The 12,485-nt window shown below is 74.1% G+C and carries 14 protein-coding genes; 9 read left to right on the top strand and 5 right to left on the bottom strand.

Features of this window, described 5'->3' with window-relative positions:
• The first annotated feature begins 30 nt into the window (after nt 1–30).
• The 9 genes from D0Z67_RS07015 (at nt 31) to lgt (ending at nt 6,977) form a co-directional block, all read left to right on the top strand.
• A complete protein-coding gene (locus D0Z67_RS07015) occupies nt 31–669 on the top strand; it encodes a TIGR02234 family membrane protein (RefSeq protein ID WP_031182906.1) in 639 nt (212 codons plus the stop codon).
• Between the two features lie 168 nt (nt 670–837).
• Nucleotides 838–1,095, top strand: coding sequence for an HGxxPAAW family protein (locus D0Z67_RS07010; RefSeq protein WP_031182905.1), 258 nt, complete (start codon nt 838–840; stop codon nt 1,093–1,095).
• A gap of 94 nt (nt 1,096–1,189) precedes the next feature.
• Entirely contained in the window at nt 1,190–1,648 is a 459-nt protein-coding gene (locus D0Z67_RS07005; protein WP_031182904.1) for a DUF2752 domain-containing protein, read from the top strand.
• Between the two features lie 132 nt (nt 1,649–1,780).
• Entirely contained in the window at nt 1,781–2,590 is an 810-nt protein-coding gene (gene trpC / locus D0Z67_RS07000; RefSeq protein ID WP_031182903.1) for an indole-3-glycerol phosphate synthase TrpC, read from the top strand.
• 22 nt (nt 2,591–2,612) lie between these two features.
• Nucleotides 2,613–2,837: a tryptophan biosynthesis modulator TrpM gene (gene trpM, locus D0Z67_RS30545; RefSeq protein WP_078873533.1), complete on the top strand. Its 225-nt coding sequence runs from the start codon at nt 2,613–2,615 to the stop codon at nt 2,835–2,837.
• A 59-nt stretch (nt 2,838–2,896) separates the two neighbouring features.
• Complete coding sequence (gene trpB, locus D0Z67_RS06990; RefSeq protein ID WP_031182902.1) at nt 2,897–4,183, top strand: tryptophan synthase subunit beta; 1,287 nt, start codon at nt 2,897–2,899, stop codon at nt 4,181–4,183.
• A complete protein-coding gene (gene trpA / locus D0Z67_RS06985) occupies nt 4,180–4,998 on the top strand; it encodes a tryptophan synthase subunit alpha (protein ID WP_031182901.1) in 819 nt (272 codons plus the stop codon). The genes trpB and trpA overlap by 4 nt, the downstream gene beginning before the upstream one ends.
• Nucleotides 4,999–5,089: 91 nt before the next feature.
• A complete protein-coding gene (locus D0Z67_RS06980; protein WP_031182900.1) occupies nt 5,090–5,866 on the top strand; it encodes a DsbA family protein in 777 nt (258 codons plus the stop codon).
• An 85-nt stretch (nt 5,867–5,951) separates the two neighbouring features.
• Nucleotides 5,952–6,977 carry a prolipoprotein diacylglyceryl transferase gene (gene lgt, locus D0Z67_RS06975; protein ID WP_037775678.1) on the top strand — a complete coding sequence of 342 codons (1,026 nt, stop codon included), beginning with the start codon at nt 5,952–5,954 and terminating at the stop codon, nt 6,975–6,977.
• Nucleotides 6,978–7,039: 62 nt separating this feature from the next.
• Here the strand turns inward: lgt and D0Z67_RS06970 are convergent, their stop codons facing one another.
• From D0Z67_RS06970 to D0Z67_RS06950, 5 genes are read right to left on the bottom strand one after another with little or no spacing between them, the layout of a single operon-like run.
• A complete protein-coding gene (locus tag D0Z67_RS06970; protein ID WP_031182898.1) occupies nt 7,040–7,846 on the bottom strand; it encodes an HpcH/HpaI aldolase/citrate lyase family protein in 807 nt (268 codons plus the stop codon).
• Nucleotides 7,843–9,057 (bottom strand): CaiB/BaiF CoA transferase family protein, encoded by a 1,215-nt coding sequence (locus D0Z67_RS06965; RefSeq protein ID WP_199812228.1) that lies wholly within the window; start codon nt 9,055–9,057, stop codon nt 7,843–7,845. The genes D0Z67_RS06970 and D0Z67_RS06965 overlap by 4 nt, the downstream gene beginning before the upstream one ends.
• Nucleotides 9,054–9,947: a ribokinase gene (rbsK, locus tag D0Z67_RS06960; protein WP_031182896.1), complete on the bottom strand. Its 894-nt coding sequence runs from the start codon at nt 9,945–9,947 to the stop codon at nt 9,054–9,056. Before rbsK ends, D0Z67_RS06965 begins: the two co-directional genes overlap by 4 nt.
• On the bottom strand, nt 9,944–11,308 hold the full coding sequence (locus D0Z67_RS06955) for an ADP-ribosylglycohydrolase family protein (RefSeq protein WP_031182895.1): 1,365 nt from the start codon (nt 11,306–11,308) through the stop codon (nt 9,944–9,946). The genes rbsK and D0Z67_RS06955 overlap by 4 nt, the downstream gene beginning before the upstream one ends.
• A complete protein-coding gene (locus D0Z67_RS06950) occupies nt 11,296–12,480 on the bottom strand; it encodes an ADP-ribosylglycohydrolase family protein (protein ID WP_031182894.1) in 1,185 nt (394 codons plus the stop codon). Before D0Z67_RS06950 ends, D0Z67_RS06955 begins: the two co-directional genes overlap by 13 nt.
• Nucleotides 12,481–12,485: the final 5 nt, after the last annotated feature.

Below are 12,485 nucleotides of genomic sequence, written 5' to 3'. Positions count from 1 at the left end.
GATGACGCTTCGTCCGGGGTTCAGGCGATAGTGGAGTACGTGACTGCCGTACCGCACCCCCGTTCCGAAGCCGCCGCCCCCGCCCGCTCCGGCCGGCGCAGCCTCGCCGTCGCCCTGCTGTCCGGCGCGCTCGGCGCGGCCGTGGCGCTGCTGGCGACCCGGCAGCGCTGGGCCGAGGGGACCGCGACCGTCGCCGGCGGACACTTCCCGCTGACCGCCACCGGCAGCGACGTCACCGGCGTCCCGGCCGCCCTGGCCGTCGTGGGCCTCGCCGCGCTGGTCGCCGTGTTCGCGGTGCGCCGGGCGGGCCGGTTCGCCGTCGCCGCGCTGCTCGCGCTCTCCGGCGCGGGCATCGTCGCCGCCGCGCTCGCCGGGGTCGCCGACGGCTCCGCGCTGGACGACAAGGCGGCCGCCACCACCGGCGACACCTCGGCCACCGTGCAGGCCCTCACCCACACCGCCTGGCCCTACGCGGCCGCCGCCGGCGGGGTGCTGATCCTGCTCGCCGGGCTGCTCGCGCTGCGCTACGGCCCCCGCTGGCCCGCCATGTCCGGCCGCTACGAGCGCGGCACGGAGCGCCCCCGGCGCAGCGCCCGCCCGGTCGACCCGGAGCGCCCCGAGGAGATCTGGAAGGCCCTGGACCGGGGCGAGGACCCCACCGGCGCCTGAACCGCCGCCCAAGTGTGGGCAACGAGACTCCCACCCCCGCGTCGATCGCCCATGGGCGTACGGGACAATAGACCGCGAGCGACCCGGCTCGGAGAGTGACGGGCGGGCTCGGACCGTACGACCTGTACGGCAGGTACTCGACACGTACACAGCAACGAGGAGCAAGTCATGGCGGGCAGCAGCCACGGTCACACCCCGGCCGCCTGGACCGGTGTCATCATCGCCTTCATCGGTTTCTGCGTCGCGGGCGCCTTCATCGTGATGGCCGAGCCCGTCGGCTTCTGGGCCGGCATGGTCGTCGTGGCCCTCGGTGGCGTCGTCGGCTGGATCATGCGCTCCATGGGCCTCGGCATGCCGAAGGAGAGCGCCGCCCCGGTCCGCGTCACCCCCGCGGCCACCCGTGAGCCGGTCGCCGCGGAGAGCTGAGCGAAGCACCCGCGAAGGGGCGCCCCCAGGCCGTACGGACGGCTCGGGGGCGCCCCTTCGCGCGTTGGTGCCGGCGCCACGGCAGAATGCCAGGGTGAACGCCGACAGCGGTGCCCCGCCTCTCGCCCCGCCCGCGCAGCTCCCGCCCGAACAGCCCCCGCCGTGGCGGCGGGTGGCCACCCCCGCCGGGGTCCTCGCGGCCGTGGCCGGAGCCTTCGCCTATGTCGGCACCGTCGACCCCAACCAGCCCGGCCACTACCCGGTCTGCCCGCTCTACGCGCTGACCGGCCTGTACTGTCCCGGCTGCGGCGGACTGCGCAGCGCGCACGCCTTCGCGCACGGCGACCTCCTCGGTGCCCTGCACGACAACGCGGCCGGAGTCGCCGCCTACCTCGCCTTCGCCGTGCTGTGGACCCTGTGGACGGTGCGCGCCGCCCGGGGCCTGCCGGTGCGCCTCGTCCTCGGCCGCACCCCGCTGTGGCTGCTCGGCTCCGTGCTGCTGGTCTTCACCGTCGTCCGGAACCTGCCGTTCGGTGGCGCGATCCGTCCTTGATCAACAAGGAATGTCCAGGTAATGGGACCGCGATCCGCCGGATGCGAGCCCAGGCGGTTCCTGCGGATACCATCGCAGTGACCTGGGTTTTCGAACCCGCCCCAGACCAGCAGCTGAAAGGGGGCCGCTCGCGTGAGCGTGCTCGACGAGATCATCGACGGAGTCCGGGCCGACCTCGCGGAGCGGCAGGCCCGCGTGAGCCTCGACGAGCTCAAGGAGCGCGCGGCGCAGGCCCCGGCCGCCAAGGACGGCGTGGCCGCCCTCAAGGGCGACGGCGTCAAGGTCATCTGTGAGGTCAAGCGCTCCAGCCCGTCCAAGGGCGCGCTGGCCGCCATCGCCGACCCCGCCGCCCTGGCCGCCGACTACGAGGCGGGCGGCGCCGCCGTCATCTCCGTCCTCACCGAGCAGCGCCGCTTCGGCGGCTCGCTGGCCGACCTGGAGGCCGTCCGCGCCCGGGTCGACATCCCGGTGCTGCGCAAGGACTTCATCGTCACCTCGTACCAGCTCTGGGAGGCCCGCGCGTACGGCGCCGACCTGGCGCTGCTCATCGTGGCCGCGCTGGAGCAGCCCGCGCTGGAGTCGCTGATCGAGCGCGCCGTCTCCATCGGGCTGACCCCGCTGGTCGAGGTGCACGACGAGGACGAGATCGAGCGCGCCGTGGACGCGGGCGCCAGGATCATCGGGGTGAACGCCCGCAACCTGAAGACCCTGGAGGTCGACCGGGGCACCTTCGAGCGGATCGCCCCGGAGATCCCCGACGAACTGGTCAAGATCGCGGAGTCCGGCGTACGCGGCCCGCACGACCTGATCGCCTACGCCAACGCGGGCGCCGACGCCGTCCTGGTCGGCGAGTCCCTGGTCACCGGCCGCGACCCCAAGACCGCGGTGGCCGACCTGGTGGCGGCCGGCGAGCACCCCGCGCTGCGGCACGGCCGCGGCTGATCCCCCGGTAGGCTTGACCCCGATGAACACCCTCACCCTGACCGCCACCGTGGACCGCCACGCCCGCCTCGCGCGCGGCTGCCGTCCCCGTGGCTGCCGCGCCCCGGCCCGCCGGGTCCACGGCCGCAGGGTGAGGTACCACATCGGCGCGGAGCCGGGGCAAGTGAACGGCAGACGATGGCAGCAGCCGACCTTCGGGGGCGCGGGGAACTGCGCGACCAGCCACGAACGGCCCGCAGTCGCATAACCATCCCCGCCCCCACGGCGAATAGTGTCTTTCACACGCACTCACCGTGAGGTACTGGCATGCCCAGCAACAACTACTTCTTCCCCGACCCGGAGGGACAGGTTCCCACCACCGGGGGCTACTTCGGCGCCTTCGGCGGCAAGTTCATCCCGGAGGCCCTCGTCGCCGCCGTGGACGAGGTCGCCGTCGAGTACGACAAGGCCAAGGCGGACCCGGAGTTCGCCCGCGAACTGAACGACCTCATGGTCAACTACACCGGCCGCCCGAGTTCGCTCACCGAGGTCCCCAGGTTCGCCGAACACGCCGGTGGCGCCCGGGTGTTCCTCAAGCGCGAGGACCTCAACCACACCGGCTCGCACAAGATCAACAACGTGCTCGGCCAGGCCCTGCTGACCAAGCGCATGGGCAAGACCCGCGTCATCGCGGAGACCGGCGCCGGCCAGCACGGCGTCGCCACCGCCACCGCCTGCGCCCTGTTCGGCCTCGACTGCACCATCTACATGGGCGAGATCGACACCGAGCGCCAGGCACTCAACGTGGCCCGGATGCGCATGCTCGGCGCCGAGGTCGTGGCCGTGAAGTCCGGCAGCCGCACCCTGAAGGACGCCATCAACGAGGCGTTCCGCGACTGGGTCGCCAACGTCGACAGCACCCACTACCTCTTCGGCACCGTCGCCGGACCCCACCCCTTCCCGGCGATGGTCCGCGACTTCCACCGCGTCATCGGCGTGGAGACCCGCCGCCAGATCCTGGAGCGCGCCGGACGCCTGCCGGACGCCGCCATCGCCTGCGTGGGCGGCGGCTCCAACGCCATCGGCCTCTTCCACGCCTTCATCCCCGACACGGACGTCCGCCTGATCGGCTGCGAGCCCGCCGGGCACGGCATCGACACCGGCGAGCACGCGGCCACCCTGACCGCGGGCGAGCCCGGCGTCCTGCACGGCTCCCGCTCCTACGTCCTCCAGGACGACGAGGGCCAGATCACCGAGCCGTACTCGATCTCGGCCGGCCTGGACTACCCCGGCATCGGCCCCGAGCACTCCTACCTCAAGGACTCCGGGCGGGGCGAGTACCGCGCGGTCACCGACGACGCCGCCATGCAGGCGCTGCGCCTGCTGTCGCGCACCGAGGGCATCATCCCGGCCATCGAGAGCGCGCACGCGCTGGCCGGCGCCCTGGAGGTCGGCAAGGAGCTGGGCCCGGACGGGCTGATCGTCGTCAATCTCTCCGGACGCGGCGACAAGGACATGGACACCGCCGCCCGGTACTTCGGGCTCTACGACACCGACGCCGAGGTCGCGGCCGACGAGGCCCACACCGCCGAGATCGAGGGGGACGCCAAGTGAGCGGCAACATCAACCTGCTGTCGGACACCCTCGCCGCCGCCAAGGCCGAGGACCGTGCCGCGCTGATCGCCTACCTTCCGGCCGGGTTCCCGACCGTGGACGGCGGCATCGAGGCGATCAAGGCCGCGTTCGACGGCGGCGCCGACGTCGTCGAGGTCGGCCTGCCGCACAGCGACCCGGTGCTGGACGGCCCGGTCATCCAGACCGCCGACGACATCGCCCTGCGCGGCGGGGTGCGGATCGCGGACGTCATGCGCACGGTCCGCGAGGCCCACACGGCCACCGGCAAGCCGGTGCTCGTGATGACCTACTGGAACCCCATCGACCGCTACGGCGTCGAGCGGTTCACCGCCGAACTGGCCGACGCGGGCGGCGCGGGCTGCATCCTGCCCGACCTGCCCGTGCAGGAGGCCGCGCTGTGGCGCGAGCACGCCGAGAAGCACGGGCTGGCCACCGTCTTCGTCGTCGCCCCCAGCAGCCGGGACGCCCGGCTCGCCGAGATCACCGCGGCGGGCAGCGGCTTCGTCTACGCGGCTTCGCTGATGGGCGTCACCGGCACCCGTGAGTCCGTGGGCGCGCAGGCCGAGGATCTGGTGACGCGGACCCGCGCCACTCGCTCCGACCTGCCCGTCTGTGTCGGCCTCGGGGTCTCCGACGCGGCCCAGGCCGCCGAGGTGGCCGCCTTCGCCGACGGCGTCATCGTCGGCTCGGCCTTCGTCAAGCGCATGCTGGACGCCCCCGACGACACCGCCGGTGTCGAGGCGGTGCGCGCGCTCGCCGCCGACCTGGCGAAGGGCGTCCGCCGGGGCGTCTGAGCCCCCTCGCTCCACGTCACACCCCGTCACTCGAACGGGTGGACCTCCGGCCGGGGAGGCGCAATGCGTCTCCCCGGTTCGTTCAGGGGGTGTGAGCGAGAAGAACCGTGACGGAAAGCGCAACGCCCGCCAGCGCCTGGCCGCCGAGCGCGAGAAGCAGAAGTCCGCGGAGAAGCGCCGGCGCGCGCTGATCGTCGGCGTCAGTGTCGTCGGCGTGCTGGGCCTCGCCGCGGTGATCGGTGTCATCGCGGCCAACGCGGGCAAGGACAAGGGCAGCAGGAACGCGGGCCCGGTCGTGGCCCCCTCCGGCGCCCAGGGCAAGGACAGCCTGGCGATCCCGGTCGGCAAGGAGGGCGCCAAGTCCACGCTCACGGTCTGGGAGGACTTCCGCTGCCCCGCCTGCCAGTCCTTCGAGACGCGTTACCGCTCCACGCTGCACGAGCTGACCGACGCCGGCAAGCTCCGGGTCGAGTACCACCTGGTCCGCCTGATCGACGGCAACATGGGCGGCACCGGCTCGCTGCACTCGGCCAACGCGGCGGCCTGCGCCCAGGACGCCGGCAGGTTCCGCGACTTCCACGACGTGCTGTACGAGAACCAGCCCCCGGAGACCGACGACGCCTTCGCGGACAACGGCAAGCTGATCGGCCTCGCGGGCAAGGTCAAGGGCCTCGACACGCCCACCTTCCGTAAATGTGTGAACGACGGCACCCACAACACCTGGGTCGACCGCTCCCAGCAGGCGTTCGCCGCCGGAGGCTACGGCGGCACGCCGACCGTGCTGTTCGGCGGCAAGAACATCTACCAGGACCAGTCCATGACCCCCGAGAAGCTCAAGGAGATGGTGGAGAGCGCCGACCGCGGATGAGGGGGTTTTCTCACCTCCCCGTTATGCACCCGTAGCCCGGCCGCGCGGCGACCGCACGGCCCGGCACGGTAGCGTCGGTCCTGCCATGGAACTTGCCTACATTCCCAGTCCGTCGCGCGGGGTGCTGTACCTCGGCCCCATCCCGCTGCGCGGTTACGCCTTCTGCATCATCATCGGTGTCTTCGTCGCCGTCTGGCTCGGCAACAAGCGCTGGGTCGCGCGGGGCGGCCGTCCCGGCACGGTCGCCGACATCGCGGTGTGGGCCGTGCCCTTCGGCCTCGTCGGCGGCCGGCTCTACCACGTGATCACGGACTACGAGCTGTACTTCAGTCCGGGCCGCGACTGGGTGGACGCCTTCAAGGTGTGGGAGGGCGGCCTGGGCATCTGGGGCGCCATCGCGCTCGGCGCGGTCGGCGCCTGGATCGGCGCCCGGCGCATGGGCGTGGCCCTGCCCGCCTACGCCGACGCCGTCGCCCCCGGCATCGCCTTCGCCCAGGCCATCGGCCGCTGGGGCAACTGGTTCAACCAGGAGCTGTACGGCCACGAGACCCACCTGCCCTGGGCCCTGCACATCACCTCCTCCGAGGGCGGCCGGGTGCCGGGCTACTACCACCCGACCTTCCTCTACGAGTCGCTGTGGTGCGTGGGCGTCGGCTTCCTGGTCATCTGGGCCGACCGCCGCTTCAAGCTGGGCCACGGCCGCGCCTTCGCGCTGTACGTCGCCGCGTACTGCACGGGCCGCGCGTGGATCGAGTACATGCGGGTCGACGACGCCCACCACATCCTGGGCGTCCGGCTGAACGTCTGGACCGCCGTGCTGGTGTTCCTGCTCGCGGTGACCTACCTGGTGCTCTCCGCGCGGCGCCGGCCGGGCCGGGAAGCGGTGGTCGAGCGGGGTGCCTCCGACGACCCGGACACCGGCGGGACCGGGGCGGATTCCGGTGAGGGCCAGACCGGGGCGAAGGCCGAGGGCAAGGACGACGCGAAGGCCGATGTGCCCGAGCCGGAAGAGGCCGGGAAGGCCGATCCGGACCCCGAGTCCGGACCGGAGGCCGAGGCCGGGATCAAGGACACCGCCACCGCCACCGCCGACTCCGGCAAGAAGGGCTGACCCCGGCCCCCTACGCATCCCGAAGGGCGCCCGGAACTCCACCGGGCGCCCTTCGGCGTGTCTCAGGCCCCGCCCGCCATCGACAGGATGCGCTGCGCCTGCGCCACCGCCGCCGCGTCGATGAAGCGGCCGTCGGGGAGCGCGAGGGCGCCCTGCTCGGCGGCCGCGGCCTTCAGCACCGTCTCCGCCTCCGCGACCTCCTCCGGGGTGGGGAGGTAGGCCCGCGCGATCACCGGGAGCTGGCGGGGATGGATCGCCGCGCGGCCCATGAAGCCCAGCGCGCGGCCGTGGGCGCAGGACGCGGCGAGCCCGTCCAGGTCCCGTACGTCGGGATGCACCGACTGGGGCGGCGGGGCGAGGCCGGCCGCGCGGGCGGCCACCACCACCCGGGAGCGGCACCAGTCCAGGCCCGCGTCGGCCCGTACCCCCAGGTCGGAGCGGAGGTCGGCCTCGCCGAGGGAGAGGCCCCGCAGCGCGGGGTGGGCGGTGGCGATGGCGTAGGCGTGCTCGATGGCGAGGGCGGACTCCAGCAGCGCGTACAGCGGAAGCGCGGTCGCCTCGGCGGTACGGCGGATCTGCTCGGGCCCTGCCACCTTGGGCAGCCGCAGCCCGGAGGCGCCCGGCAGGCCGGCCAGGGCTGCGAGGTCGGCCGCCGCCCAGGGGCCTCCGGGGCCGTTGAGGCGGACGTGGACCGGGACCGGCTGGGGGTCGGCGAGCCGCTCGGCGGTGGCCGCGCGGGCGTACTCCTTGCGGTCCGGGGCGACCGCGTCCTCCAGGTCGATCACCACCACGTCGGCGCCCGCCGCGAGCGCCTTGTCCACCACATGCGGCCGGTCGCCGGGGACGTAGAGCCAGGTCAGCGGGGTCACAGCGCGCCCTCCTCGCGCAGGGCGCCGATCTCGGCGGGGCCGAGGCCCAGCTCGGTGAGGACCGCGTCGGTGTCGGCGCCGTGCCCGCGCCCGGTCCAGCGGATCGCGCCGGGGGTCGCGGAGAGCCGGAAGAGCACGTTCTGCATGCGCAGCGGGCCGAGGTCCGGGTCGGCCACGGTGGTGACCGTGTCCAGCGCCAGGTACTGCGGGTCCTCGAACACGTCCCGGACGTCCTGCACCGGGGCGATGGCGGCCTCCGCCTTCTCGAAGGCGGCCAGCACCTCGTCGCGGGGGCGGGCGGCGATCCAGTTGCCGACCGCCTCGTCCAGCTCGTCGGCGTGCGCGGCCCGCTGCACCCCGGTGGCGAACCAGGGCTCCTCGATCAGCTCCGGGCGGCCCACCAGGCGCAGCACCCGTTCCGCCACCGACTGCGCCGAGGTGGAGACCGCGACCCAGGAGCCGTCCAGGGTGCGGTAGGTGTTGCGCGGGGCGTTGTTCGCGGACCGGTTGCCGGTGCGCTCCTGGACGTAGCCGAGCTGGTCGTACCAGGTCGGCTGGGGGCCCAGCACGGCGAGCATCGGCTCGATGATCGCCATGTCCACCACCTGCCCGGCGCCGGTGCGCTGCCGGGCGGCCAGCGCGGTGAGCACGGCGTACGCGGTGGCCAGGGCGGTGACGGAGTCCGCGAGCCCGAAGGGCGGCAGGGTCGGGGGCGCCTCCGGCTCGCCGGTGAGGGCCGCGAAGCCGCTCATCGCCTCGGCCAGCGTGCCGAAGCCGGGCCGGTGCGCGTACGGGCCGAACTGGCCGAAGGCGGTGACCCGGGCCAGCACCAGCCGGGGGTTGGCCACCGACAGCTCCGGCCAGCCCAGGTCCCACTTCTCCAGGGTGCCGGGGCGGAAGTTCTCGATCACCACGTCGGCGGTGGCGGCCAGCCGCAGCAGGGTGTCCCGGCCGCCGGGACGGGACAGGTCCAGGGTGACGGTCCGCTTGTTGCGGCCGAGCGTCTTCCACCACAGCCCGATGCCGTCCTTGGCCGGGCCGTGCCCGCGGGACGGGTCGGGCCGCAGCGGATGCTCGACCTTGATCACCTCGGCGCCGAAGTCACCGAGCATGGTGGCGGCCAGCGGACCGGCGAACAGGGTGGCCAGGTCCAGCACCCGCAGGCCGTCCAGCGGCGGGCGGGTGGCGTTCTCGGGGCGGTCGGCGCTCATGCGGTGTACTGCGCCTCGATCTCGGGGCGGTACGGCATCGACGCCGACGCGCCCTCCCGCTGCACCGACAGCGCGGCCGCGGCCGCCGCCCAGGACAGCGCCTCCCGCAGCGGCTTCTCCTCGGCGACGGCGACCGCGTACGCCCCGGCGAAGGTGTCGCCCGCGCCGGTGGAGTCGATCGCGGCGACCTGGTGCGCGGGCACCGCGAGCGGCTCGGTGTCGCGGGACACGTACAGCACGCCCGCCTCGCCCAGGGTGAGGACCACCTCCGGCACCAGGTCGAGCAGGCCCACGGCCGCGTCGAGGGGGTCGGTGCGGCCGGTGAGGGTGACGGCCTCGTACTCGTTGGGCACCAGCACGTCGGTCACGCTCAGCAGCTCCTCCGGCAGCGGCTGGGCGGGGGAGGGGGTGAGGACCGTACGCACGCCGTGGCGCCGGGCGGCCTCCGCGCCCGCGATCACCGCCGGGAGCGGTACCTCCAGCTGGAGCAGCAGGGCGTCGGCGGAGGCGATCAGGCCCTCGTCGCCGGGGGAGAGGTGGTCGACGGTGCCGTTGGCGCCGGGGACGACGACGATGGCGTTGTTGCCCTCGTCGTCCACCACGATGTGCGCGGTGCCGGACGCGCCCTCGACGGTGCGCAGGAAGTCGGTGTCCACACCGGAGTGTTCGAGGTTGTCGCGGAGCCGTACGCCGTACGCGTCGTTGCCGACCGCGCCGATCAGCGACACGGTGGCGCCCGCGCGGGCGGCGGCCATCGCCTGGTTGGCGCCCTTGCCGCCGGGGATGGTGCGGAACTCCCGGCCGGTGACGGTCTCGCCGCGCCGCGGGGCCCGTGCGACGTAGGTGACGAGGTCCATGTTCGTGCTGCCGAGCACGACGATGTGGGTCATGGGCGGGTCGCCTCCAGGTGGGTGAGTCGGGCGAGGGTGTCGAAGCCGGTGCCGTCGAAGTCGGCGACCGTGGTGGCGAGCCGGTTCTTCAGCGGGGCCCGCCAGCGCTCGGGCAGCGCGTCGGGGGAGCCCGCGAGGAGGCCCGCGACGCAGCCGGCCGTGGCGCCGCCCGAGTCGGTGTCCCAGCCGCCCGACACCGCCCGGCAGACCGAGCCGGTGAAGTCGCCGTCGGCGTGGGTGAGGGCGGCGGCGATCAGGGCGGTGTTGGGCAGGGCGTGCACCCAGTGGTGGGTGGGTCCGTACACCATGTGGAGGGCATCCACCACGTCGTCGAAATCTGTGTGCTGCTCAGCCAGTTGGACGGCTTGCCCGACGGCACGGGCCAGCCGGGAGGCGGGCGGGACCACCGTGAGGCCGGTGCGCAGGCAGGCGTGCACGTCCTGGGTGCCGGTGGACGCGGCGGCGATGACGGCGGCCGCGAACATCGCCGCGTGCACACCGGTCGCCGTGTGGGTGAGGACCGCGTCCCGGTGCGCCTGAGCCGCCGCCGCCCCCGGGTCGCCCGCGTTGGTCCAGCCGTGCACGTCGGCCCGGATCAGCGCGCCGATCCACTCCCGGAACGGGTTGCGGAACCGGGCGGTGTGCGGGGGTTCGACCCCGGCGAGGAGGTTGCGCAGGGCGACGCGTTCGGCGGTGAAGGCGCGGCCGGGCGGGAGTTCGTCCAGCCAGAGCCGGGCCACGTCGTCGGTGGTGAAGCCCCGGCCGTGCCGGCGGAGCAGGAGCAGGCCCAGCAGGGGGTAGTTGAGGTCGTCGTCCTCCGGCATGCCGTCGATGTTCTCGGCCAGCGAGGTCGGGGCGGAACGGCGGTTCCAAGGGTGCCGGGCCAACAGGTCCTCGGGCACGCCCTTGGCGGTGAACCACGTGGTCAGCGGCCAGTTGCCGGTGGCGCGGGCCAGCTCGCGGATGCCGTCCAGCGGGAGCTTCTCCACCGGCTTGCCGAGCAGGCAGCCGATGGCCCGGCCCAGCCAGGCGGCCTCCAGCGCGTCCGGCTCGGGGGCGGTGCGAACGGCGGGGGAGGCGGGCCAGTCCGGGCACAGGGCGGTGATCCGGTCCAGCGCGGTCGGCTCCAGCTCGGCCAGGTCGCTGGGCAGCTCGGCCAGTTCGTCCAGCAGGTCCTCGGCCAGCAGCCGCAGATACCGGGAGGGCGGTTCCGGCGAGGCTCCGGCGCGCTCGGGGGCGTCCGCGCCGCCCGCCGCGCGCCAGCGCGCCTCGATCCGGGAGGCGTTGCGGCCGTCCAGGCGGGCCTGGCGCAGCTCGTGGCCGACCAGGTCCTCGGGCTGCACCCAGGTCAGTCGCAGCATGCCGGGCCTCCCAGCGCGGCGAACGCCCGCTCGTGCGCCCGGCGCCGCCCGGTGTCCCGGACGAAGACCTCGCGGGCGACCTCGGTCAGTTCGCGGGCCGGGGCCCACAGGTCCAGGCGGCTCGCCTCGGCGACCGTCTTCGCCCAGTCCTCCGGCACCGGCGAGCCGAGCGCGCCCGCGAGAGCGCCGGCCATGGTGGCGATCGAGTCGCAGTCCCGGCCGTAGTTGACCGCGCCGAGCACCGCGTGCCGCAGATCGCCGCCCGCGACCACCAACATGCCGAGCGCCACGGGGAGTTCCTCGATCGCGTGCAGCCGGGAGGGGCGGCGGGCGCCGAGCGAGGGGGCGCGGTAGTCGGGGCCGACGGTGTCGTACGGGGCGACCGCCTCGCGCAGCGGGAGCAGCGCCGACTCGAAGTCCCGGTGTCCGGCGGCCACTTCGCAGACCTTCTCGATGGCCTCGCGGGTGCCGTCCTTGGCCAGCGCCAGACAGGCGGCCACCACCGAGTCCGGGGTCGCTCCCGGCGCGCACGCCGCGGCCACGGCGGCCGCGAACACCCCGGCCGCCTCCCGGCCGTACGACGACTGGTGGGCGCCGGCCACGTCCAGTGCCTCGGCGTACGCGCCCGCCGGGTTGGCCGCGTTGACCAGGCCGACCGGGGCCATGTACATCGCCGCCCCGCAGTTGACGATGTTGCCGGTGCCCGCCTCACGCGGGTCCACGTGCCCGTACGCGATCCGGGCCACCAGCCACTTCTCCGCGAGGAAGATCCGTTGCAGCGGCAGCGCCTCCGCCTCCAGCTCCGGAATCCAGCGCGGCTCGGTCATCAGGTCCGGCACCAGGTGCTCCGCGACGGCGTACGCGTCGAGGTGGTCCCGGACGCGGGCGTAGACCCGGATCAGCGCGTGCGTCATCAGGGTGTCGTCGGTGACGTGCCCGTCGCCCTTGTGGTACGGCGCGATCGGGCGGGCGGTGCGCCAGGCGTCGCCGTTCCAGGGGCCGACGATCCCGTGCACCCGGCCGCCGTGCCGCTCCACGATCTGGTCGGGGCTGTAGCCCTCCACCGGTCCGCCGAGCGCGTCGCCCACGGCGGCGCCGAGCAGGGCGCCGGTGATCCGATCGTCCAGACCGATCCCACCGGAATTTGAGATTTCATCACTTTTCGGCGTCATGCCCG

Origin of the sequence: Streptomyces seoulensis (assembly GCF_004328625.1) — a bacterium.
GTDB lineage: Bacteria > Actinomycetota > Actinomycetes > Streptomycetales > Streptomycetaceae > Streptomyces > Streptomyces seoulensis.
Note: the sequence above shows the minus strand (reverse complement) of the source record. Positions and strands in the feature narration are given on the sequence as shown.